Source organism: Streptomyces sp. NPDC058576 (genome assembly GCF_042718715.1).
Lineage (GTDB): Bacteria > Actinomycetota > Actinomycetes > Streptomycetales > Streptomycetaceae > Streptomyces.
Window position 1 is genome coordinate 153,320 of the sequence record NZ_JBHXPF010000009.1, and the last position, 23,122, is coordinate 176,441.

Here is a 23,122-nt window from a genome sequence, read left to right on the forward strand (position 1 = left end):
CGTCCGCCGTGGTGGGGGTGGCGTGCCTCTGCCTGCCGCCCAGTGTGCGCCCGAAGGTACCGCGCGCGCGGGGCACGCCCCCAACCCTGGGGACGCCCGGGGCCCCTCCCGCCCGATCCGGCGCCTTTCCAGGCCCGTCCGGCGCTTGAGGACGGAACCGTCGACATGGTGCCGGGTACCACCACAGGACCCTGCACACCAGGCACCAGCTCCGATGACCGCCCACCCGGACAAGGGTTCCGTCCTCAAACGCCGGACAGGCTGGAGTGGGGCCGGGCCGGCTGGGGTGATGCCGGACCGGCTGCAAGGAACACCGGACCCAAAACCAGCCCGTCCGGCGCTTGAGGACGGAACCGTCGACATGGTGCCGGATGCCGCCACAAGACCCTGCACACCAGGCACCAGTTCCAATGACCGCCCACCCGGACAAGGATTCCGTCCTCAAACGCCGGACAGGCTGGAGTGGGGCCGGACAGGCTGGGGTGGGGCCGGACCGGCCGGAGGTGTGCCGCGATTCCCGGGCACCGCAAGCCCGGGCCCCTCAGCGGGCGGGAGCGTCAGGAGTGGCCCAGGTCCTCCGACGCACCGTCCGCCTCGGCCGGGACCGAGCCCTCGCCCCGCTCCGCCCGCAGCGAATACGCATCCACCCGCACCGTGTCCAGCGCATGCGGCGCCGGCTTCGGCGGCGTCGGCATCACGGCGGCCTCCGAGTGCCCACCGCACCCGTACGCCAGCGACACCACATGGCCGTCCGCCGGGCCGAACTCGTTCGCGCACACGCCGAAGGCCTGCTTCAGCGAACCCGCCATCGGGATCAGGAACGCGCAGCTGACGCAGGTCGCCGGGGCCGCCTGGGCCATCGGAGTCTTCGGGCCGAACGCCTCGTCCCACCGGTCGGCCGCCGCGTACAGCCCGTACCGGGACAGCACCCGCGCCCGGCGCGTACCCAGCTCGTCCGCGACCGCGGCGATGGACCCACGGCTGGTGGCGGCCACCGGCCGGTCCGTCAGCTCGGCGTCCTCGGAGTCGACCAGCTCCGCCAGCTCGTCGGAGACCACGGAGTTCGGCGGCGGCTCGTCCTCGCCGGTCCAGCCGGGCTCCAGGCGCAGGTCCTCCGCCTCGGTGGGCAGCAGGTCGCCCGGGCCCATGTCGCCGGGGCGCAGCCGCTCGCTCCACGGCACCCACTCCGGCGCCAGGAGCGCGTCCGTCCCCGGCAGCAGCACCGTTTCGTCCAGGGTGACGTTCTTCGCGCGGGAGGCCCGCGCCACCGTCACCGCCCAGCGCCAGCCCCGGTAGCCGGGCTCCTTCGCCTCGAAGTAGTGCGTGACGACCCGGTCCCCCTCGGAGACCACGCCGACATGCTCACCGACCACACCGGGCGCGGCGGCCTCCTCGGCGGCCGCGCGCGCGAGGTCCACCGCCTCGGCGCACAGGCGGTCGGGAACGGGGGTACGGGCCGTACGGCTTCGCGTCGTCGTCGCAGCACTCACAGGTCTTCGCTTCTCTCCATACGCCAGTCTCACGAGCGCGCCAGCTGCTGCACGATTGCCGTTTCGGCCAGACAAGTGCGGGCGGAGCGGACCTGGGGGCCGCGTCGACGTCCACACCCGTTGTGCCTGCCTCGGGCGCGCCTTCTGCCACCCATTCTGCGGGATCGCCGAGAGGCGCGCGGCCAAGAACAACCGCCGGTGGCGCGTTACGCACGCTACCCTCTCCGCCGCTCTGCGCCCACCTGCCCGTCCCAAACGTGCCGTATCCGTTCCCGACGGGTTCCCGCAGACGCCGGTGAGGGCATGGCGCCGGGCACGGCCACGAACAGCGCAGGACGCCTCCACGGACGACGCCGGGCGCCTCCGCGGACGGCGCGACGCCGCTCGTCCGACAGGGCGTCACCCACGGTGTGCCACGCGAGTCCGCGGCCGATCACCGTTCATACCGGCCAGGGTTGGGGCACTATGACGGGGTGACTGCCGCCAGGTCGCACGACGGTCCCGGCCCGCTCCGCAGGGCGGGACGGGCGACCGGCCATGCCCTGCGTGCCCCGTTCACCGGCACGGCGCGCTCCATCCGCAAGGCGACGCACGCCCACGGCGCGGGGGAATCCGGTCTCGGCAAGCTGATCGAGCTGCACGCGGTGAACGGCGCGGGCGACGTCATGATCACGGTCGCGCTCGCCTCCACGGTCTTCTTCTCCGTGCCCACGGACGAGGCGCGCGGCCGGGTGGCGCTCTACCTCGCCATCACCATGGCCCCCTTCACCCTCCTCGCCCCGGTGATCGGACCACTGCTGGACCGGCTGCCGCACGGCCGCCGCGCCGCGATGGCGGGGGCGATGCTGGCCCGTGCGCTGCTCGCGATCACCATGTCGGGGGCGGTCGCCACGGGCGGTCTGGAGCTGTATCCGGCCGCGCTGGGCGTCCTGGTCTCGTCGAAGGCGTACGGCGTGGTGCGCAGCGCGGTGGTGCCACGGCTGCTGCCACCGAAGTTCTCCCTGGTGAAGGCCAACTCCCGGGTCACCCTGGCCGGGCTGCTGGCCACCGGGGTGGCGGCCCCGATCGGGGCCGGCCTCCAGGCCATCGGCTCCGCCTGGCCGCTCTACGGCGCCTGCGCGATCTTCGTCGCGGGCACCTTCCTCGCCTTCACCCTGCCGCACAAGGTCGACTCCGCGAAGGGCGAGCGCCGGGCGCGGCTGATCGTCCCGCACCACGAGGAGACCGTGCCGCGGCCCGCCCCCGGCAAGGCGTCGGGGCGGACGGGCAGCACCCGGGCCGGGCTGCGCAGGCGCGGCAACGGGGAGAAACCGGCCAGGGAGCGGCCGCCGGGCCTGCGGTCCGTCGGCGGGTCCGTCCTGCACGGGCTCCAGGCCAACGCCGCGCACCGGGCCCTCTCCGGCTTCCTCATCTTCTTCCTGGCGTTCCTGCTGCGCGAGCACCCGCTGGCCGGGCAGAGCGCGGCGGTCTCGCTCGGCATCGTCGGCGTGGCGGCGGGGGTCGGCAACGCCTGCGGTACGGCGGTGGGCTCCTGGCTGCGGGCACGCGGCCCCGAGGTGATCATCGCCACCGTGCTGGGCCTGGCCCTGAGCGTGGCGGTCCTCGCCGCGGTGTTCTTCTCCACCCTGCTGGTCGCCGCGCTCGGCGCGGTCGCCGGCTTCACCCAGGCCCTGTCCAAACTGTCGCTCGACGCGATGATCCAGCGGGACGTGCCCGAGGAGGTCCGCACGTCCGCGTTCGCCCGGTCCGAGACGTTGCTCCAGATGGCGTGGGTCGTCGGCGGCGGTATCGGCATCGCCCTGCCGCTCAACGCGGTCCTCGGCATGTCCGTCGCCGCGGGCATCCTCGCGCTCGGCGCGGCCACGTCCGTACGGGGCCTCCTGGGGGCCGCGCGGCGCGGCACGCCGCACCCCCGCGTGGCGTGAGCCGAGGCGACCGATAGCCTTCGGCCCATGACCGTTGCGTTCTTCTCCGGTAAGGGCCGTCGAATCGGCGTCGCTCTTGGTGCCGTGTCCGCGGGACTCCTTGTCCTGTCCGCCTGCGACAAGCCGACGCCGCTCGCCACCGTGACGGTCGGCACGACCTCGGTGAACTCCGAGGCGGCCTGCTACAACGACGGCGATGCGATCAAGGAGTCCCTGATCCAGGGCTGCCTGAACAAGAAGGCCGACAAGACGGTCGAGATCTCCATGGACGACAAGGTCCGCTTCGGCGTCGACCCCGAGATCGCCGACAACGGCTGGACGCTCTTCATCAACGGCCAGCAGGCCGAGCAGGAGCCGAACAAGAACACCTACCGGACGATCCCCGGCAGCGCGTTCCTCGCCAGCCAGACGGGCCAGACCGCCGAGAAGACGAACGTCTCCATCGTGGAGACCAAGGGCAAGAAGCTCACGGGCGTCTGGCAGTTCGAGTTCAAGAACAAGAGCTGACCCCGCGACACCAAGAACGCTCTCCCCCGTCCTCGACCCTGAGGCTGTTTCCGTGCGTGTGCTGGTCGTGACCGCTGTCCCGGTGGAACGGGACGCGGTCACGCGTGCGTTCGGGGGTGCGCCGGAGTCCGTGGCACTGCCGGGCGGCGAGCTGCACCGCAGCGGTGCGTTCGACGTCCTGGCGGGCGGTGCGGGACCGGCCGCCGCGGCGGCGGCCACCGCGTTCGCCCTGGCGTCGGCTCCGTACGGACTCGTCGTCTCCGCCGGGATCGGCGGGGCGTTCACCCCCCTCACCCCGCTCGGCTCGCTGGTCGTGGCGAGCGACATCGTCGCCGCCGACCTGGGCGCCGACACCCCCGACGGCTTCCTTCCCGTCACCGCGCTCGGCTTCGGCCGGGACCGCTTCGCCCCGCCGCCCGCCCTGGTACGGGAGGTGGCGGCCGCCACCGGCGCGACCGCCGGCCCCGTGCTCACCGTCTCCACAGTGACCGGCACCGCCGAACGCGCCGCCGCCCTGCTCGCCGCGCACCCGGGGGCGCTGGCCGAGGCGATGGAGGGCTTCGGGGTCGCGGAGGCCGCCGCCCGGTCCGAGGTGCCCGTACTGGAGCTGCGGGCCGTCTCGAACGCCGTCGGCCCCCGGGACCGGGACGCCTGGCGCATCGGCGACGCGCTGGCGGCGCTCGGGGACGCGTTCGGGAAGACGGCACCCGTACTGGAAGGTTGGAACCGGCATGACGACCGACACCGCGGCTAGCGGAAGCCCGGCCGGGGACGCGATCCGGATCGCGTTCTCGCCCTGCCCCAACGACACCTTCGTCTTCGACGCCTGGGCGCACGGCCGTATCCCCGGCGCGCCCGCGCCGGAGGTGACCTTCGCCGACATCGACATCACCAACGGCATGGCCGAACGCGGCGAGCTGGACGTCCTGAAGGTGTCGTACGCGGTCCTGCCGTGGGTCCTGGACGAGTACGCGCTGCTGCCGTGCGGCGGGGCGCTGGGCCGGGGCTGCGGTCCGCTGGTCCTCACCAAGGAGCTGGGCCTCGACCTGACCGGCCGGACCGTCGCCGTGCCGAGCGAGCGCTCGACGGCGTACCTGCTGTTCCGGCTCTGGGCGGCGGAGATGGTCCCGGGCGGCGTCGGCGAGGTCGTCGTGATGCCGTTCGACGAGATCATGCCCGCCGTACGGGACGGCAAGGTGGACGCCGGCCTGGTCATCCACGAGGCCCGCTTCACGTACCGGAACTTCGGCCTGCACAACCTCGCCGACATGGGCCGGCATTGGGAGGACACCACCGGCCTCCCGATCCCCCTCGGCGCGATCATCGCCAAGCGTTCACTCGGCGCGCAGACCCTGCGCCACCTGGCCGACACGATCCGCAGCTCGGTCCGGCTGGCCTGGGACCACCCGGAGGTCTCCCGGCCCTACGTCCAGGAGCACGCCCAGGAGATGGACCCGGCCGTCGCGGACCAGCACATCGGGCTGTACGTGAACGAGTTCACCGCCGACCTCGGCGAGGACGGCTACGCGGCGATCCGCGGCCTGCTGACCCGCGCGGCGGCCGAGGGACTGGTCCCGCCGCTGGGCCCGGACGCGCTGGCGTTTCCCTGAGCGACGAGCGCCGGCGGCCTTGTCCGGGTAGCGGCCCCGCTCCAGCTGCGGCGTGATGTTCTCCAGGACCGTCGTCAGGTCCTGCACGATCGACGCCAGCTCGTCCGGCTTGCGGCGCGTGGCGGCCGCGACGGACGGGGTGGGGTCGAGGACCACCACGGAGAGGGCCTGGTCGCCGCGCTGGCCCGCGACCACGCCGAATTCCACGCGCTGGCCGGGCTTGAGTGCGTCGACTCCGGCAGGGAGTACCGACGAGTGGACGAAGACGTCGCCGCCGTCGTCGCGGGAGAGAAAGCCGAAGCCCTTCTCGCTGTTGAACCACTTGACCTTGCCGGTGGGCACGTCTGTCCTCGTCCTCGTACTCGTCGGTGTGCGGGAGAGCCGGTCCTCGGGAAGGACGAGGACAACGGCTCCGGATAGCAGTACAGCGGGTCACCGTGACCCGCCGGGTCCCAGGCTAATGGCCCTACGGCCGGTGACAAGACGTCGCCGGAGAGTTCCCCCGGGCTGGGAACTACCCTGGTGGCGTGAGTACTACTCCTTCAGGCGCAGGCGACCGGCTCGTTCAGGTCGGCGCGATCGTCTTTTTCGTCGGCGCACTGGCCACACTGGTCACCGTCGCCCCCCTGTTCCTCGGTACGGATCCGTTCCCGCCGGTCGCTTACGCCGTCTGCATGCTGATGGGCGTCGGGTTCCTGATCGCCGGGGCGGGCGTCGTCCGCTCGGCTTGGGTGAACTCGCCGAAACGCGCCGCGAACCTGTAGCCGGCGTGCCTAGGCTCGGTCCCGTGAACCACGCAGGACGCACCCCGCGCACCCCGCCCCCGGGCCCCGGCTGCGCCGTCCCCGGCAGGACCGCGGAGCACATCGACGATCTCCTGGTGCAGGTCGCGTACGGCAGCGAGGACGCCCTCGGCCGGCTCTACGACCTGCTCGCCCCGATACTGCTGGCGCTGCTGCGCACCCGGCCGGCCACCGCCGACGACGCGCCCGCGGCACTGGTCGAGGTCTTCACCGGGATCTGGCGCGAGGCCCCCGCCTACGCCCCGGGACCGAACGGCCTGGAGTGGGTCCTCGACCGGACCCGGGAACGGGCCGCGGTCTAGGGCCTTTCGGTTGGATCAGGTCGGACCCCGCGAGCCCGACATGATCCAAACGAGAGGCCCCAGGGGGGTCCGGCGGGCCGGGCGCGGACCCGGCCACGTTCCGCCGGACGCGCCCTGAGCCCGGCTCGGCCGCTACGCCGCCCGGTCCGCCTCGAAGGCCGTCAGCCAGGCCGGGAAGCCCGTCAGGTCCGCCAGGACCACGTCCGCGCCCGCAGCCCGCAGCTCCGCCGCGTCGCACGGGCCCGTCGTCACCGCGACCGACAGCGCTCCGGCCGCCCGCGCCCCGCGCACGTCGCCGGTGTGGTCGCCGACATACACCTGCGCACCGTGCTCACGCAGGGCCTCGCCCTTGGCCTCCGCCCACAGCCAGCCGATCACCGCGTCCGGCTCGATGCCGAGGTGGGCCAGGTGCAGCTTCGCGTTGGGCTCGTGCTTCGCCGTGACGACGATCGCCCGGCCGCCGAGCGCCCGGACCGCCGCGACCGCGTCCCGCGCCCCGACGAGCGCCGGGCTCGGGGCTATCGCGTGGTCCGGGTAGATCTCCCGGTAGCGGTCGGCGACGGCCGGGACCTCCTCGGCCGGGAACCAGTGCGCCAGTTCCGTCTCCAGCGGCGGGCCGATCCGGCTCACGACCAGGTCGACGTCGATGAACGCCCCGGTCTCGGCGGCGAGGGCCCGGTAGGCGGCGGCGATGCCGGGGCGGGAGTCGACGAGCGTCAGGTCGAGGTCGAAGCCGACCGTCAGGGGGTGCTGGTGCGGGTGCTGGACGGTGTGCTGAGCGGTGGAAGCCATGACTGCCATTGTGCCGACCGGCCGGAGGCGGCCCTGAAGCCCCCGTCGGGACCACCGTCGGGACCACCGTCGGGGCCGAAAACCCGCCGCCTAGACTGATGCGCGCACTTAGCCAAGCCTTACCGGCCCGGCACCGTGCCCAGCGTTCCCCAGGTTCCGTGTCCGGCCCGATTGGTTCCCATGTCAGCGTCAGCGCCCGTGCGGGCCGCCGCGCCACCCGGTGCGCCCCGCGCACCCCGCCTCTCCCGACGCGCGGCCGCGACGGCCTCGGCCGTCGTCGCCCTGCTGCTGGCGGTCCTGCTGAGCCTCGCCGTCGGGGCGCGTTCCCTCCCGCCGGGCGAGGTGTTCGACGCCCTGCTGCACGGCGGGAACTCGGACGCCGCCGAGGTGATCCGCACGATGCGGGTGCCGCGCACGCTCATCGGTCTGATGGTCGGCGCCGCGCTGGCCCTCGCGGGCACGGTCCTCCAGGGCATCACCCGTAACCCCATCGCCGACCCCGGCATCCTCGGCATCAGCCAGGGCGCGTCGGTGGCGGTGGTGATGGCCATCGCGTTCGCGGGGATCCACACGCTGACCGGGTACGTGTGGTTCGCCTTCGCGGGCGCGGCCGTCGCCTCGGTCGCGGTGTACGCCATCGCCTCCCGGGGGCGCGGCGGGGCGACCCCGGTGAAGCTCGCGCTCGGCGGTGCGGCGATCAACGCGCTGCTGGTGTCGGTGACGATGGGGATCCTCACGACGAAGGCGTCCGCGCTGGACGAGTTCCGCTTCTGGCAGGTCGGCTCGATCGCCGGGCGGGAGACGGACGTCGTGCAGCAGGTGTGGCCGTTCCTCCTGATCGGCGTCGTCCTCGTGCTCTGTGTCGCCCGCGGCCTGGACGCCCTCGCGCTCGGCGAGGACGTGGCGAAGGGGCTCGGGCAGAACGTCGCGGCGGTCCGGATCACCGGCGGTATCGGGGCCACCGTGCTGACCGGGGTCGGGGTCGCCGCGGCCGGGCCGATCGCGTTCATCGGGCTCGCCGTCCCGCACATCGCCCGCGCGGTCGTCGGCAACGACCACCGCTGGGTGCTGCCCATGGCCGCGCTGATCGGGCCCGTGATGCTGCTCGTCTCGGACGTCGTCGGCCGGATCGTGTTCCCGCCGAGCGAGGTCCCGGCGGGCGTGATGACGGCCCTGATCGGGGTGCCGTTCCTGGTCGCCCTCGTACGCCGGAAGGCGGTGCCCGCGTGAGCGTCACCCGTGCACCGGAGAAGGGCGTGACGGTACGGGTCCGGCCCGCCGGGTACTCCGTCGTGAAGGCCGGCCCCCGTGGCCGGTTCCTGCTGCACCGGCGGGCCTCCGTCGTCGCTGCCGCCCTCGTCGTGCTGCTCGCCGCCGTCTGCGTCGCCTACCTCTGCGTCGGGGAGAGCTTCGTCGCGCCCGGCGAGGTCGTGAAGGTGGTCTTCGGGCAGCCGTCGTCGGCCGAACTGGTCGTGGGCACGCTGCGGCTGCCGCGCATGGTCGTCGGACTGCTGGTGGGCGCGGCCTTCGGGATCGCCGGGGCGCTGATCCAGACGGTGGCCCGCAACCCGCTGGCCAGCCCCGACATCATCGGCATCAGCCAGGGCGCGAGCGCGCTCACGGTCGGGGCGATGACCTTCGGCATCACCTCGTACACCGTCCTGCCCTACCTCTCCGTCGTCGGCGGCATCGCGGCGGCCGCCCTGGTCTACGTCTTCGCCTGGCGCGGCGGGCTGCACGCCACCCGCTTCGTCCTCATCGGCATCGGCTTCGCCGTCGCGCTGCGGTCGGTGACCACGCTGTTCCTGACCAAGGGCGACTACCTGGTCGCCCAGCAGGCGCAGATCTGGATGACCGGTTCGCTGAACGGGCGCGGCTGGTCGGAGGCCGCCCCGATCGGCTGGACGCTGCTGATCCTGCTGCCCGCCATCGCCTGGGCGGCCCGCGCGCAGCGCACCGTGACGATGGACGACGACACGGCGACCGCGCTGGGCGTACGCCTGGGGCGCGTACGGCTCGGACTCGTGGCGCTCGGCGTGGTCCTGGCGTCCGTGGCGACGGGCACGGCGGGCCCGGTGGACTTCGTGGCGCTGCTCGCCCCGCAGATCGCCCGCCGGATGACCCGGACCGCGCAGATCCCCCTGCTGTCCTCGGCGCTGCTGGGCGCGGTGATCGTCGTCCTCGGCGACCTGCTCGCCCGCAGGCTGTTCTCGCCCACCGAACTGCCGGTGGGCGTCCTCACCGCGGCGGTCGGCGCCCCGTACCTGATCTGGCTGATCATCCGCGGTCACCGCGGCCGCAGTGGAGGGACCGCATGAGCCCGAGCCAAAGGCCCAGCACCAGCACCAGCACCACGACCGACGCGCCGCGGGCGGCCTCCCGGCTGGCCGCCCGCTCCCTGACCCTCGCCTACGAGGACCGCACCGTGGTCCACGAGCTGGACCTCACGGTGCCCGACGGGCAGGTCACCGTCATCGTCGGCCCGAACGCCTGCGGCAAGTCCACCACCCTGCGGGCCCTCGGCCGGCTGCTGAAGCCGCGCGGCGGGGCGGTCCTGCTGGACGGCACGGAGCTGGCGCGGATACCGACGAAGCAGATCGCCCGGTCCATCGGGCTGCTCCCGCAGACCCCGGTGGCGCCCGAGGCGATCACCGTCTCCGACCTGGTCGCGCGCGGCCGCCAGCCGCACCAGAGCTGGTGGCAGCAGTGGTCGGACGCGGACGAGCGGGCGGTGACCGACGCCATGTCCCGTACGGATGTGACGGCGCTGGCCGACCGGCCGGTGGACGAGCTTTCGGGCGGTCAGCGCCAGCGGGTGTGGATCGCGATGGCGCTCGCCCAGGAGACGGATCTGCTGCTGCTCGACGAGCCGACGACGTATCTGGACATCGCGCACCAGGTGGAAGTCCTCGACCTGGTACGCCAGTTGGCGTCGCCGGCTGCGGACGGCAGCCGGGGCCGTACGGTCGTCACGGTGCTGCACGACCTCAACCAGGCCGCCCGGTACGCGGACCACCTGGTCGCCATGAAGGAGGGCCGGATCGTCGCCGAGGGCCGGCCGGGGGACGTCGTCACCGCCGGGCTGGTGCGTGAGGTGTTCGGCCTGGAGGCGGTGATCGTCCCGGACCCGGTGACGGGTTCACCGCTCGTCGTCCCGGGCGCGCCGTGGGCCGCCACGACCCCCACGACCGCCCCGACCTCCGCTTCCGCTCCCGTTTCTGATGACGCGTCCGTTTCTGATTCCGCGTCCGACCCGATTCCCGGAAAGGTCCTCTGACCATGACCCTGCGCAGCCTCCGCCCCCGCGCCCTGGCCGCCGTGTCCCTGTCCACGGTCGCCGCCCTGACCCTGGCCGCCTGCGGCTCGTCCGACGACTCCGGCTCCGACTCCGCTCCCCCTTCCGGCTCCGCCCGCACGGTGAAGACGGCGATGGGCGACGTGAAGGTCAAGGAGGCTCCCGAGCGGGTCGTCGTCCTGGACACCGCCGAACTGGACTCGGCCCTCACCCTCGGCGTGAAGCCGGTCGGCGCGACCCACGCGGACGTGACGTCGGGCTTCCTGAACTACCTGCCGAAGGACCAGGTCGCGGGCATCGAGGACGTCGGCCAGATGATGACCCCGAACCTGGAGGCCATCGCCGCCCTGAAGCCCGACCTCATCCTCACCAGCAAGATCCGGCACGGCGACAAGTACGCCGAGCTGTCCAAGATCGCGCCGACCGTGATGACGGAGAACACCGGCTACCCCTGGAAGGAGAACTTCCAGGTCCACGCGGAGGCCCTCGGCAAGCAGAGCGAGGCGAGGATGGTCGCCGACGACTACGCGAACCACGTCGCGGACGTGACGAAGGCCCTCGGCGGCAAGGAGAAGGTCGCCGCGACCGAGGTCAACATGGTCCGCTTCGTCGAGGGCGCGGACATCCGCATCTACGGCAAGCAGAACTACATCGCCACGATCCTGGCCGACGTGGGTCTGGGCCGCCCCGCGATCACCGACAAGGCCAAGGACGGCTTCTCCTACGACGTCAGCCCCGAGAAGATCGACCTCGCGGACGCGGACGTGGTCTTCCACTCGACGTACGGCGACCCGAAGAAGGCCAAGGAGACGCAGACCACCGGCAGCGGCCTGTGGAAGAACATGGCCGCGGTGAAGAACGACAAGGTCTTCCCGGTCGACGACCAGCTGTGGATCCAGGGCATCGGCTACACGGCGGCCGACAAGATCCTCGGCGAGCTCCACAAGAGCCTGAGCAAGTAGCCGGCGCGCCCGGCCCTCACCCCGTACGCCTCCGCGCCCGCCACACCAGGTAGAGCGCGGAGGCGACGGCGGCGACCCGGACGACCACCGGCCAGGCCTCCACCAGGACGTCCCGCATCGCGCCCTCGCGGATCGGCTCGCCCCAGCGCCCCTCCATCCGCCCCCACACCCACACGAGAGCCCCGGCCGCCACCACGCCCGGCAGGCCGAGGGCCGCCCACTTCGCCTCCGTACGGGAGAGGGTGCGCGAGCTGTACGCGATCAGCCAGCCGCCCGCCAGCGGCAGCCAGGAACCGGTGACCACACCGGCGACGAGCAAGACGGCGGCCAGGAGCAGCAGCGGGTGGGCGAAGCCGCCGCGGCGGCCGGGGGCGGCGACGGCGGGCTCGGCGACGACGGGGAGCGCCTTGCGGCGCCGGAGCTTCACGAGGCGCAGGGCGCGGCGGCGCCGGGCGCTCCCGGCGGCCCCCTCTCCCGCCTCGTCCTCCGCCGCCTCGACTGCCTTCGCGCCCTTGGCGCCCTCCGCGTCCCGCTCCTCCCCTTCGCCCTTCCCGACAGGCCTCGGCCGCCTCCCGAGCAGCTCCGGGGCCTCGATGCCGCCGAAGAACCCGGGGACGGCGGTCCCCTCGTCGAAGGGGCCCGGCTCCAGGCGCCACCAGTCGGCCGCGCCGTCCGCGTCGCCCTGCTGGTCCTGGCCGAGCATGTGCGGGGCGGAGGGATCGGGCCAGGAGTGGACGGGAACGTCGTCGGGGCCGGGGGCGCGGTCATCGGGGGCGGGCCCGGGGCGGGGCACCGCGGCGGCACCAGCGGCACCGCCCGCACCAGCCGCACCGGCGGAACCGGCCGCGTCCGTACCGCTCTCCGGCGCGTCCTCGGGGCCGCGGCGCGACGCGCCCCGCCCGAAACCGGCTTTCGGCTTCCTGAGAGCCTTGGCCGCCCGGCCCTCGCCCGCCCGGGACGCGGACTCCCCGGGCTCTCTCGGCTCCTTGCGCAGCAGCCCGCTCCGGGGCCGGGGCAGGGAACGCCGCTGCGGCTCGCCGCTCCCCGCGCCGGCCGGGGCGGACGGCAGCGGGACCGTGCCGTCGGCGGACCGCGCCGCCGCGGCGACCAGTTCGTCCGGGCTGCCCAGCCTGCCGATGATGCGTCGCACGGTCGCCGGGGAGTCCGCGCCCTCCGTGGCCCGGCGCCGGTCGATCTCGCCCCGCAGCGTCGAGACGAGCCGCATCCGGGCGCCCGACGACAGCTGTTGCTGCTGGGCCAGGTCGCCGACCCGGCTCAGGTAGTCGTAGACGAGCTGGTCGCTCTCGATCCCCACGCGGTGCATCCCCTCTACCGGCCCTGCCCCGACGGTAGCGTTTCAGCGGCTACCGTGGGACGGATGGGGACGACCACACCACCGCGCACGCTCGCCGAAGCCCTGCGCGCCCGGGGCGACGAATCGCTGGCCGGGCTGCTGCGTGCCCGCCCCGACCTCCTCAACCCGGTGCCGAACGACATCACCCAGCTCGCCACGCGGGCCGGCACCCGGGCGTCCGTCGTCCGCGCGCTGGAGCACCTGGACCGGTTCGCGCTGCAGACCGCCGAGGCGCTGGCGGTGGCCCCGGACCCGGCCCCGTACGACACGCTCCTCTCCCTCCTGACCGGCGACGGGCTCGACGACGGCGAACAGCGCGACGACGCGGGCGCGGCGATCACCGCCGCACTGCCGACGGCCCTGGCGACCCTGCGCGAACAGGCCCTGATCTGGGGCGAGGACGACCGGCTGAGGCTGGTGCGCACCGCCCGCGAACTGCTCGCCCCCTCCCCGCAGCACCACTCCCCCACGGGCCTGGGCCCCACGGTCACCGAGGCGACGGCCGGGATGTCGCCGGGCCGCCTCCAGGAGATCCTGACGGCGACGGGCCTGTCCGCCACGCACGACCCGGTCTCTGCGGTGGCGGCGCTCTCGGCCCTGTTCACGGACCGGACGCGGATGGCGGAACTGCTGGACACCGCCCCGGTGGAGGCGCTGTCGGTGCTGGACCGGCTGGTGTGGGGGCCGCCGTACGGGGAGGTGACGCCCAACCCCACTCCCCCCGTGAAGTGGCTGCGCGACCGGGGCCTGCTGCTGCCGGTGTCCACCCGCACCGTGGTGCTGCCGCGCGAGGCGGCGCTCCATCTGCGCGCCGGGCGGGCGCACCGCGTGCCGGAACCGGTCCCCCCGGCCGTCGCGGCGGCCGCCGAACGCGATCCACAGGCTGTGGACAGGGCGGCGGCGGGCCAGGCGTTCACCGCGCTGTCGACCGTCGAGGAGCTGCTGAAGCTCTGGAACGGCGGCGGGCCGGCGATCCTGCGCGCGGGCGGCCTGAGCGTACGGGAGCTGAAGCGCGCCGCGACGGCGCTGGACGTGACCGAGCCGATCGCCGCGTTCTGGATCGAACTGGCCTACGGTGCTGGCCTGTTGGCCTCCGACGGGGAGCCCGACGAGCGGTACGCGCCGACGCCCGCGTCCGACGAGTGGCTCGACCTATCCGCCGGGGAACGCTGGACGCACCTGGCCACCGCCTGGCTCGCCGGCACCCGGACCCCGGGTCTGGTCGGCGGTCAGGACGCCAAGGGCCGGGCCCTGTCCGCGCTCGGCCCGGAGCTGGACCGCTCGGCCGCCCCCGACGTACGCCTCCGGGTGCTGGCCCTGTTCGCCGAACTCCCCCCGGGCACCGCGCCGGATGCCGAGACGCTGCTGCGACGGCTGCGCTGGGAACGCCCGTTGCGCGGCGGAACGTCCACGTCCACCGGCCCGACCGAGGGGACGGACCTCCGCTCCCGCCTCGCCCTGTGGACGCTCAACGAGGCGGAGCTGCTGGGCATCACGGGCCGGGGCGCGCTCTCCGCACAGGCCCGCGCGCTGCTGGCGGAGGGCGAGGACGCGGCGGCGGCCCTGCTCGCCCCGCTGATCCCCGACCCCCTGGACCACGTCCTGCTCCAGGCCGACCTGACGGCGGTGGCGCCGGGTCCGTTGGAACGCCCGCTGGCGGCGACACTCTCCGTCCTGGCCGACGTGGAGTCCAAGGGCGGGGCGACGGTGTACCGCTTCACGCCCGGCTCGGTGCGCCGCGCCCTGGACGCCGGGCAGGCGGCGGCCGACCTGCACGCGTTCCTGGCCGCGCACAGCCGTACGCCGGTACCGCAGCCGCTGAGCTACCTCATCGACGACGTGGCCCGCCGCCACGGCCATCTGCGGATCGGGGCGGCGTCCGCGTACGTACGCTGCGACGACGAGGCGGTCCTCAACGAGATCCTGGCCGACCGCCGCTCCACCGGGCTCCGGCTCCGCCGCCTGGCCCCCACGGTCCTGGCCTCCCAGTCGGACCCCGGCTCACTCCTCGAAGCCCTGCGCGACATGGGCTACGCACCGGCAGCGGAATCCGCCGAGGGCGACGTCCTGATCACCCGGGCCGGCGCCCGCCGCACCCCGCCCCGCACGCCTCCCGTCCCGGTCCCCGAAGGCCCTCCGACCCCGGACGACACCTTGCTCGGCGCGGCGGTACGGGCCATCCGCGCCGGTGACACGGCCGCCACGGTCGTCCGCAAGGAGCCCTCGGAGGGAGCGGGCACCACGGCCCCCACCCCCGCCGACTCCCTCCCCCGCACCACCCCCGCCGAGACCCTGGCCACGGTCCAGGCGGCCGCGATGACGGGCTCCGCGGTCTGGATCGGCTACGTCAACGCGGACGGCGCTGCCAGCCAGCGCGTGATCGCCCCGGTCCGCGTGGAGGGCGGCTTCGTCACGGCCTTCGACCACACGGCCGACGAGGTCCGCACGTACCCGCTGCACCGGATCACGGGGGTGGCGGAGCTGGCGGAGGACGGGAAGGGGTAGGGGCTGTGCGGACCGCCATGCGCGGACTCTCAAGGGAAGCTCTGAAGATCACGTTCAGGCTTGTCGCGGGCCACCCCGCGTGACACGTTCGCCGTGCACACGCAGCGGATTCGCCCGAGGAGATGCAGATGATCGGAACCCTGACCGCCGGTGAGCAGATCCTGATGGCGTTCGTGGCGGTGGCTGTCCTCGGCCTCGCCGTGTTCGGCGTCAAGCGGGCCAGGCGCACCGGCCGGCCGGGCGAGGGCGAGTAGGCCCACCGCGGCTTCCCCCTGTCGGTTCCGCCGTCGGGCGGTGGCCGCGTCGCGCGGTCTGCGATGCTGCGGACATGGCATCAGCCCACCCCGCCCCCGGTCCGGTGTCCCCCGAGCCCGTGTCGCCCGACCCGCCCGCCGCGCCGATGCCGCCGCTGCTCACGCAGTCCTGGCTGGACCTGGCGTTCCTGCACTGGGCCGTCGACCCGGCGGACGTCGCTCCGCTGCTGCCGCCGGGAACCGTGCCGGACACCTTCGACGGGACGACGACGTACGTGGGTCTGGTGGCGTTCCGGATGTACCGGGTGGGGGTGCTCGGGCTGCCGGGATTCCCGTATCTCGGGAGCTTCCCCGAGACCAACGTCCGGCTGTACTCCGTGGACGAACACGGTCGGCGCGCGGTCGTCTTCCGCTCGCTCGACGCCTCGCGGCTCATCCCGGTCCTCGTGGCACGGGCCTCGTTCCGGTTGCCGTACGTGTGGTCCCGGATGGGCGTCGAACGGTCCGGCGACCTCCTCACGTACACGAGCCGCCGCCGGCCCGGACCGCGCGGTGCGCGGAGCAGGATCGTGCTGCGGGCCGGGGAGGCGGTCGAGGAGCCGACGCCTCTGGAGCACTTCCTGACCGCCCGGTGGGCCCTGCACACGTCGTTCCTCGGGCGGACCCTGTATCTGCCCAACGCCCATCCGCGCTGGCCGCTGCACCGCGCGGAGCTGGTCGAGTGCGACGAGGACCTGGTGGCGGCGGCCGGGCTGCCCGCGCCGGTCGGGGAGCCGGTGAGCGTGCTCTACTCCCCCGGCGTCCGGGTCCGCTTCGGGCCGCAGCGGAGGCGCCGCCCCGGAGGGTGAACGCACGCCCACCCCACCTCGCCGCCCGATGCGGCACACTGGACGTTTGGCCGCATCCGTGGCCGCACCCCGCAGAAAGGGCCGAAGCGCGTGACCGGACCCCTCATCGTCCAGAGCGACAAGACGCTGCTCCTCGAAGTCGACCACGACCTGGCGGACGCCTGCCGTCGTGCCATCGCGCCGTTCGCGGAGCTGGAGCGTGCGCCCGAGCACATCCACACGTACCGGGTCACCCCGCTCGGGCTGTGGAACGCCCGCGCCGCCGGGCACGACGCCGAGCAGGTCGTCGACGCCCTGGTCGAGTACTCCCGCTACCCCGTGCCGCACGCGCTCCTGGTCGACATCGCCGAGACGATGGCGCGGTACGGGCGGCTCACCCTGTCCAAGCACCCCGTGCACGGGCTCGTGCTCACCACCACCGACCGGCCCGTGCTGGAGGAGATCCTCCGGTCCAAGAAGGTCCAGCCCCTGGTCGGGGCCCGGATCGACCCGGACACCGTGGCCGTGCACCCCTCCGAGCGCGGGCAGGTCAAGCAGACGCTGCTCAAGCTGGGGTGGCCGGCGGAGGACCTCGCGGGTTACGTCGACGGCGAGGCCCATCCGATCGAGCTGGCCGAGGACGGCTGGGCGCTGCGGCCGTACCAGAAGCAGGCGGTCGAAGGGTTCTGGCACGGCGGGTCGGGGGTGGTGGTGCTGCCCTGCGGGGCCGGGAAGACGCTCGTGGGCGCGGGTGCCATGGCCGAGGCCAAGGCCACCACGCTGATCCTCGTCACCAACACCGTGTCCGCCCGGCAGTGGAAGCACGAGCTGGTGAAGCGGACCTCGCTGACCGAGGACGAGATCGGCGAGTACAGCGGGACCCGCAAGGAGATCCGGCCGGTCACCATCGCCACCTACCAGGTGCTGACGACCCGGCGGAAGGGCGTCTACCCGCATCTGGAGCTCTTCGACTCCCGCGACTGGGGCCTGGTCGTCTACGACGAGGTCCACCTGCTGCCCGCGCCCGTGTTCAAGTTCACCGCCGATCTCCAGGCCCGGCGGCGGCTGGGTCTCACGGCGACCCTCGTGCGGGAGGACGGGCGGGAGTCGGACGTCTTCTCGCTCATCGGGCCGAAGCGGTTCGACGCCCCGTGGAAGGAGATCGAGGCGCAGGGCTACATCGCGCCGGCCGACTGCGTGGAGGTCCGGGTCAACCTCACCGACTCCGAGCGGCTGGCGTACGCGACCGCCGAGACGGAGGAGAAGTACCGGTTCTGCGCCACCACCGCCACCAAGCGGAAGGTGACCGAGGCACTGGTGCGCAAGCACCAGGGCGAGCAGACCCTCGTCATCGGGCAGTACATCGACCAGCTCGACGAGCTGGGGGAACACCTGGACGCCCCCGTCATCAAGGGCGAGACCAGCAACGCCCAGCGCGAGAAGCTCTTCGAGGCGTTCCGGCAGGGCGAGATCAGCGTGCTCGTCGTCTCCAAGGTCGCCAACTTCTCCATCGACCTGCCCGAGGCGACCGTCGCCATCCAGGTCTCCGGGACCTTCGGGTCGCGCCAGGAGGAGGCACAGCGTCTCGGCCGCGTCCTGCGGCCGAAGGCCGACGGGCACGAGGCCCGGTTCTACTCGGTCGTCGCCCGCGACACCATCGACCAGGACTTCGCGGCGCACCGCCAGCGGTTCCTGGCCGAGCAGGGGTACGCGTACCGCATCGTCGACGCGGACGAACTGCTCGCCGAGAGCTGAGGGTCCCGGGAGGGGCGGGCGGTCAGCGGCCCCGGCCGACGACGCCCGCCTCCTCCGCGTACTCCCCCAGGACGACGACGCCGAACGCCGTGGTCACGAACACCTTCACGGCGCGCAGGGCGTCTCCGACGCGATGGGGTCGGTGGTGACCGGTGGCCGCGGTCGCGCCGTGCGCGGGCCCGGTCCTGCGGGGGTTCAGGGTGGCTGTGCTCATGTATCCATGGTGCTCCCGTCACCCGTTCGGGCGCGTCGGCCCGCAGACGGAACCCGCGCGCCGGGCGCGTAGCTCTCCGGTGCCATGCCGGGCCCCGGCGTCCCCTACGGGTACCCCTCGCGCCGCCACCTCCGGCGGAGCCCGTAATTCATTTCGACCGCGCACCGCCCTGTGGCTACAATCGCCGGTCTGCCCGCCTCCCGCACCGTGGTACCGGCCTCTCGCTGCCGGCAGCCGGGGGAGCGCCGTCGGCCGGACGGAAACCGGCCGGCACCCACGCGAACCAACCTTCCGAGCGGACCGCCCTGCTCCGGCCCCGGCCGGCCTCAGCGCGCGGTCCGCCGTCCTGCGTTGAAGAGCCGGAGGCAACACCGTGCCCGCGCACGTAGCAGAGAGCGATTCCACCCCCGACCCGATCGACCCCCTGGACCCGTTGGCGCACGAACGTGCCCATCTGGCCGCGTCCCGCGCCGCCCTGCGCGGGATGCGCGAGGACGTCCAGGCCCTCGACATCCGCGATGTCACCGCGGACTGGGTCAGCGCCGCCGTGCTCCAGTCCCAGATCGACGACCGCATCAAGGCGCTCGCCGACCTCTCCCACACCCCGCTGTTCTTCGGCCGCCTGGACTATCTGCACGCCGTCGGCGGCGAGCTGGCCGAGGGCGCGGAGGGCGAGCGGTTCTACATCGGCCGCCGGCACGTCCACGACGCCGCCGGGGACCCCATGGTCATCGACTGGCGTGCGCCGGTCTCCCAGCCGTACTACCAGGCGTCCCGGAAGAAGCCCCAGGACGTCGGGCTGCGCCGCCGCTTCGGTTACACGGGCGGCGAGCTGACCGCGTACGAGGACGAGCACCTCACCGACCCCGCCCAGGACGGTCCCGGAGCCGAGCACGCCGGCCGGCTCCTCCAGGCGGAGATCGAACGGCCGCGCGTCGGCCCGATGCGCGACATCGTCGCCACCATCCAGCCGGAGCAGGACGAGATCGTCCGCAGCGGCCTCCGCGGAACCGTCTGTGTACAGGGCGGGCCCGGCACCGGGAAGACCGCCGTCGGCCTGCACCGGGTGGCGTACCTGCTGTACGCGCACCGCGAGCGGCTCGCCCGCACCGGCACCCTCGTCATCGGGCCGAACCGGTCCTTCCTCCACTACATCGAGCAGGTCCTCCCCGCCCTCGGCGAGCTGGAGGTGAAGCAGGCCACCGTCGACGACCTGGTGCGCGCCGACGTCGAGGTCCGGGGCGAGGACGAGGCCGCCACCGCCGTCGTCAAGGGCGACGCCCGCATGGCCGAGGTGCTGCGGCGGGCCATCCGCTCCCATGTGACCGCCCCCGTCGAGCCCGTCGTCGTGGTGCGCGGGTCCCGGCGCTGGCGGGTGCCCGCGTACGAGATCGAGGAGATGGCCGACGAACTGCTGGCCCGCGACATGCGGTACGGGGCCGCGCACGAGGCGCTGCCGCAGCGGATCGCCCACGCCGTCCTCGTACGGATGGAGGAGGCCGGGGAGGCCCCCGACGACCGGGTGCAGAACGCCGTGGCCCGGAGCCCTGCCGTGAAGGCCGCCGTCAAGGCGATCTGGCCCGCCGTGGAGCCGGCGAAGCTGGTGCTGCGGCTGCTCTCCGACCCGGAGTTCCTGGCCACGCACGCGGAGGGCCTGCTCGACGAGGACGAGCAGAAGCGGCTGCTGTGGGCGAAGCCCGCCCGCAGTGTGAAGTCCGCGAAGTGGTCGGCGGCCGACGCGGTGCTGATCGACGAGGCCGGTGACCTGATCGCCCGTACGCACTCGCTCGGCCATGTCGTCCTCGACGAGGCGCAGGACCTGTCCCCCATGCAGTACCGGGCGGTGGGGCGGCGCTGCTCGACCGGTTCGGCCACCGTCCTCGGCGACCTCGCGCAGGGGACGACGCCGTGGTCCACGGAGAGCTGGGGCGAGGCGCTGTTCCACCTGGGCAAGGCGGACGCGGTGGTGGAGGAGCTGACCGCCGGTTTCCGCGTGCCGCGCGAGGTCATCGCGTACGCCTCCCGGCTGCTGCCCGCGATCTCGCCGGGCCTCACGGCGGTGGAGTCGGTACGTGAGTCGCCCGGCTCGCTGGTCGTACGGGAGGTTCCGGGCGGTGCGGACGGCCTGGACGCGGCCGTCGTCGCCGCCTGTGAGGAGTCGCTCGGCCACGAGGGGTCGATCGGGCTGATCGCCGCCGACGCCCGGATCCCGGCGCTGGGCGCGGCCCTGGCGGCGGCGGGGCACGCGTTCCTCTCCCCCGGTGAGGAGACCACCGCCGCCTCGCGGCTGACGCTGGTGCCCGCGTCGCTGGCGAAGGGCCTGGAGTACGACTACGTGGTGCTGGACGAGCCGGCGTCCGTGGTCGACGGCGAGCCGGACGAGCGGACCGGGCTGCGGCGGCTGTACGTGGCGCTGACCCGTGCGGTGTCCGGGCTGACCGTGCTGCACGCGGCCCCGCTGCCGGAGGCGTTGGCGGAGGCGGAGGCGTTGGCCTAGGCGTAGGCGTTGGCCTAGGCGTAGGCGTAGGCGGAGAGCGGGCGGGGCGGGCTTTCCCGAGGGCCCGAGAGCCCGAGGGCCCGAGAGCCGATGGCGCCGGGCGTGAGGCCGTCGGGAAGGCGGGCCCCTTCCCGACGCCTGTTCCCCGCTCCCCCGCGCGGGCCTCAGGCGTCCAGCGCCTCGCGCCACTCCCGTACGGCTGCCGCGTCGACCGGGGCGGACCAGCCCCGGGGCCGGGCCGCGCCGCCGATGTGGACCGCGTCGATCCCCGCCGCCCGCAGCCGGGGCAGGTGGTGCAGGTGGAGGCCGCCGCCGACCAGGACCTGCGCCTGGTATCCCGGTTCGCCGGTACGGGCCGCCTCGGCCAGGAGGGTCGGGATGCCCGCGTCCACCCCGGCCGGGGACCCCGCCGTGAGGAACGTGTCGAGGCCGGGCAGGTCGGCGAGCTGCTTGCGCAGGGCGTCGCGGTCGGCGGCCCGGTCGATCGCCCGGTGGAACGTCCACCGGCACCCGTCCAGCTCGGCGACGAGCCGCTCCACGGCGACGAGGTCGGCGTGGTCCTCCGCGTCGAGGAAGCCGAACACGAACTCGTCGGCCCCGGCCGCCCGCAGCTCGTGGGCCTTGCCGACCAGTACCTCGATGTCTCCGGCGGCGAACCCGTCCGCCACCCTGAGCATCACGCGCAGCGGGATGTCCACGGCGGACCTGATCGCCGCGAAGGTCTCCCGCGACGGTGTCAGACCGTCGGCGGCCATGTCGGTGACCAGTTCGAGGCGGTCTGCACCACCGGCCTGGGCAGCGACCGCGTCCTCCGCGTCGAGAGCGATCACCTCCAGGACTGCACGGTTGCTCATGGGTCCCCATTCCTCCGATACACAGCTATAGGTCTAGTCCAATGCCAGCCTACGGGTCGTTCGACGGGCAGCGCAGCCCTCTATCTGAACGCACGGCCGCGGTGACGCGCGACCCGGCCCCGCAGGCGAGTGACGGACCCCGTCGGCCACGCCTTGCACTTCATAGGGGCGGGGGGTATACATGAGGAGAGAAGAAGATACCCCCTAGGGGTATCTGGACGGCTTCAGGGAGGACCCCGTGTCCGCGCACTCCGCCACCACCGCCACCACCGCTTCCGGCTCCGACGCCGGCACCGCCGCGGTCGAGCTCGCGATCGGCGGGATGACCTGCGCCTCGTGCGCGGCCCGTGTCGAGAAGAAGCTCAACCGGATGGACGGCGTCGAGGCGACCGTGAACTACGCCACCGAGAAGGCGAAGGTCACCTACCTGGGCGCCGACGTGTCCGTCGAGGACCTGATCGCGACCGTCGAGGCCACCGGCTACACCGCCCGGCCGCCCGCTCCGCCCGCCGCTGCCACCGCCGCTCCACCCGGGGGCGACGACACGGAACGGAGCGCGGACGACGACGGGCTCACCACCCTGCGCCAGCGCCTGGTCACCGCCGTGCTCCTCGCCGTCCCGGTGATCGCGATGGCGATGATCCCGGCGCTCCAGTTCGACTACTGGCAGTGGCTCTCGCTGACGCTGGCCGCACCGGTCGTCACCTACGCCGCCTGGCCGTTCCACCGTGCCGCCTGGACCAACTCGAAGCACGGCGCGGCAACGATGGACACGCTGATCTCCGTCGGCACGTCGGCCGCGTTCCTGTGGTCGGTGTGGGCGCTGTTCTTCGGGACCGCGGGCATGGTCGGGATGACGCACCCCTTCGAGCTGACCATCGCCCGCAGTGACGGCGCCGGGAACATCTATCTGGAGGCGGCGGCCGGGGTGACGGCGTTCATCCTCGCCGGGCGCTACTTCGAGGCCCGCTCGAAGCGGAAGGCCGGGGCGGCGCTGAAGGCGCTGCTGGAGCTGGGGGCGAAGGAGGTCACGGTCCTGCGCGACGGCGTGGAGACGACGATCCCGACCGCCGCGTTGCAGGTCGGGGACCGTTTCGTGGTGCGTCCCGGGGAGAAGATCGCGACGGACGGAACCGTCGTCGAGGGCTCGTCCGCCGTGGACGCCTCCATGCTCAC

Annotated in this window: 21 protein-coding genes and 1 pseudogene; 16 read left to right on the forward strand and 6 right to left on the reverse strand. The window is 73.6% G+C overall.

Features of this window, described 5'->3' with window-relative positions; all coding sequences use genetic code 11:
• Positions 1-557: 557 nt before the first annotated feature.
• On the reverse strand, positions 558-1,490 hold the full coding sequence (locus ACFWRV_RS10515) for a DUF3027 domain-containing protein (protein WP_384331293.1): 933 nt from the start codon (positions 1,488-1,490) through the stop codon (positions 558-560).
• Positions 1,491-1,963: 473 nt separating this feature from the next.
• On the opposite strand from ACFWRV_RS10515, the gene ACFWRV_RS10520 reads away from it, so the two are divergent.
• The 4 genes from ACFWRV_RS10520 to ACFWRV_RS10535 are packed head-to-tail and all read left to right on the forward strand — an operon-like array spanning position 1,964 to position 5,532.
• A complete protein-coding gene (locus ACFWRV_RS10520) occupies positions 1,964-3,415 on the forward strand; it encodes an MFS transporter (RefSeq protein WP_384331296.1) in 1,452 nt (483 codons plus the stop codon).
• A 27-nt stretch (positions 3,416-3,442) separates the two neighbouring features.
• Positions 3,443-3,922, forward strand: a complete 480-nt coding sequence (locus tag ACFWRV_RS10525) for a DUF2771 domain-containing protein (protein ID WP_384331298.1) — start codon at positions 3,443-3,445, stop codon at positions 3,920-3,922.
• 52 nt (positions 3,923-3,974) lie between these two features.
• Positions 3,975-4,676, forward strand: coding sequence for a futalosine hydrolase (locus ACFWRV_RS10530; RefSeq protein WP_384331300.1), 702 nt, complete (start codon positions 3,975-3,977; stop codon positions 4,674-4,676).
• Positions 4,654-5,532, forward strand: coding sequence for a 1,4-dihydroxy-6-naphthoate synthase (locus tag ACFWRV_RS10535; protein ID WP_384331303.1), 879 nt, complete (start codon positions 4,654-4,656; stop codon positions 5,530-5,532). Before ACFWRV_RS10530 ends, ACFWRV_RS10535 begins: the two co-directional genes overlap by 23 nt.
• Here the strand turns inward: ACFWRV_RS10535 and ACFWRV_RS10540 are convergent.
• Positions 5,503-5,874 (reverse strand): annotated as a pseudogene (locus ACFWRV_RS10540) (cold-shock protein); the annotation flags it as partial. The gene ACFWRV_RS10535 and the pseudogene ACFWRV_RS10540 sit on opposite strands and share 30 nt — an antisense overlap.
• Before the next feature lie 185 nt (positions 5,875-6,059).
• Here ACFWRV_RS10540 and ACFWRV_RS10545 point away from each other — a divergent pair.
• A complete protein-coding gene (locus ACFWRV_RS10545) occupies positions 6,060-6,296 on the forward strand; it encodes a hypothetical protein (protein WP_384331306.1) in 237 nt (78 codons plus the stop codon).
• 23 nt (positions 6,297-6,319) lie between these two features.
• Entirely contained in the window at positions 6,320-6,637 is a 318-nt protein-coding gene (locus ACFWRV_RS10550; RefSeq protein WP_384331309.1) for a hypothetical protein, read from the forward strand.
• A 132-nt stretch (positions 6,638-6,769) separates the two neighbouring features.
• Here ACFWRV_RS10550 and ACFWRV_RS10555 read toward each other — a convergent pair whose 3' ends face one another.
• Positions 6,770-7,429 carry an HAD family hydrolase gene (locus ACFWRV_RS10555; protein ID WP_384331312.1) on the reverse strand — a complete coding sequence of 220 codons (660 nt, stop codon included), beginning with the start codon at positions 7,427-7,429 and terminating at the stop codon, positions 6,770-6,772.
• Positions 7,430-7,609: 180 nt separating this feature from the next.
• On the opposite strand from ACFWRV_RS10555, the gene ACFWRV_RS10560 reads away from it, so the two are divergent.
• The 4 genes from ACFWRV_RS10560 to ACFWRV_RS10575 are packed head-to-tail and all read left to right on the forward strand — an operon-like array spanning position 7,610 to position 11,686.
• Entirely contained in the window at positions 7,610-8,659 is a 1,050-nt protein-coding gene (locus ACFWRV_RS10560) for a FecCD family ABC transporter permease (RefSeq protein WP_384331315.1), read from the forward strand.
• A complete protein-coding gene (locus ACFWRV_RS10565; protein ID WP_384331318.1) occupies positions 8,656-9,747 on the forward strand; it encodes a FecCD family ABC transporter permease in 1,092 nt (363 codons plus the stop codon). Before ACFWRV_RS10560 ends, ACFWRV_RS10565 begins: the two co-directional genes overlap by 4 nt.
• On the forward strand, positions 9,744-10,706 hold the full coding sequence (locus tag ACFWRV_RS10570; protein ID WP_384331321.1) for an ABC transporter ATP-binding protein: 963 nt from the start codon (positions 9,744-9,746) through the stop codon (positions 10,704-10,706). Before ACFWRV_RS10565 ends, ACFWRV_RS10570 begins: the two co-directional genes overlap by 4 nt.
• 2 nt (positions 10,707-10,708) lie before the next feature.
• Positions 10,709-11,686, forward strand: coding sequence for an ABC transporter substrate-binding protein (locus ACFWRV_RS10575; protein WP_384331324.1), 978 nt, complete (start codon positions 10,709-10,711; stop codon positions 11,684-11,686).
• Between the two features lie 16 nt (positions 11,687-11,702).
• Here the strand turns inward: ACFWRV_RS10575 and ACFWRV_RS10580 are convergent, their stop codons facing one another.
• Positions 11,703-13,010: a hypothetical protein gene (locus tag ACFWRV_RS10580; protein ID WP_384331327.1), complete on the reverse strand. Its 1,308-nt coding sequence runs from the start codon at positions 13,008-13,010 to the stop codon at positions 11,703-11,705.
• Positions 13,011-13,064: 54 nt separating this feature from the next.
• On the opposite strand from ACFWRV_RS10580, the gene ACFWRV_RS10585 reads away from it, so the two are divergent.
• The 4 genes from ACFWRV_RS10585 (at position 13,065) to ACFWRV_RS10600 (ending at position 18,381) form a co-directional block, all read left to right on the forward strand.
• Positions 13,065-15,545 (forward strand): helicase C-terminal domain-containing protein, encoded by a 2,481-nt coding sequence (locus tag ACFWRV_RS10585; RefSeq protein WP_384331330.1) that lies wholly within the window; start codon positions 13,065-13,067, stop codon positions 15,543-15,545.
• Between the two features lie 128 nt (positions 15,546-15,673).
• Positions 15,674-15,799: a hypothetical protein gene (locus ACFWRV_RS10590; protein WP_384331333.1), complete on the forward strand. Its 126-nt coding sequence runs from the start codon at positions 15,674-15,676 to the stop codon at positions 15,797-15,799.
• Positions 15,800-15,873: 74 nt separating this feature from the next.
• Complete coding sequence (locus ACFWRV_RS10595; RefSeq protein WP_384331336.1) at positions 15,874-16,647, forward strand: YqjF family protein; 774 nt, start codon at positions 15,874-15,876, stop codon at positions 16,645-16,647.
• A 90-nt stretch (positions 16,648-16,737) separates the two neighbouring features.
• Positions 16,738-18,381: a DNA repair helicase XPB gene (locus ACFWRV_RS10600; RefSeq protein WP_384331339.1), complete on the forward strand. Its 1,644-nt coding sequence runs from the start codon at positions 16,738-16,740 to the stop codon at positions 18,379-18,381.
• A gap of 22 nt (positions 18,382-18,403) precedes the next feature.
• Here the strand turns inward: ACFWRV_RS10600 and ACFWRV_RS10605 are convergent, their stop codons facing one another.
• Complete coding sequence (locus tag ACFWRV_RS10605; protein WP_384331342.1) at positions 18,404-18,595, reverse strand: hypothetical protein; 192 nt, start codon at positions 18,593-18,595, stop codon at positions 18,404-18,406.
• Between the two features lie 373 nt (positions 18,596-18,968).
• Between ACFWRV_RS10605 and ACFWRV_RS10610 the strand changes: the two genes are divergently transcribed.
• Entirely contained in the window at positions 18,969-21,092 is a 2,124-nt protein-coding gene (locus ACFWRV_RS10610) for a HelD family protein (protein ID WP_384331345.1), read from the forward strand.
• A gap of 164 nt (positions 21,093-21,256) precedes the next feature.
• On the opposite strand, the gene ACFWRV_RS10615 is transcribed toward ACFWRV_RS10610, so the two are convergent.
• Positions 21,257-21,946, reverse strand: a complete 690-nt coding sequence (locus ACFWRV_RS10615) for a copper homeostasis protein CutC (RefSeq protein WP_384331348.1) — start codon at positions 21,944-21,946, stop codon at positions 21,257-21,259.
• Between the two features lie 238 nt (positions 21,947-22,184).
• On the opposite strand from ACFWRV_RS10615, the gene ACFWRV_RS10620 reads away from it, so the two are divergent.
• Positions 22,185-23,122, forward strand: a 938-nt coding sequence (locus ACFWRV_RS10620) for a heavy metal translocating P-type ATPase (RefSeq protein WP_384331351.1), incomplete at its 3' end; no start/stop codon positions are given.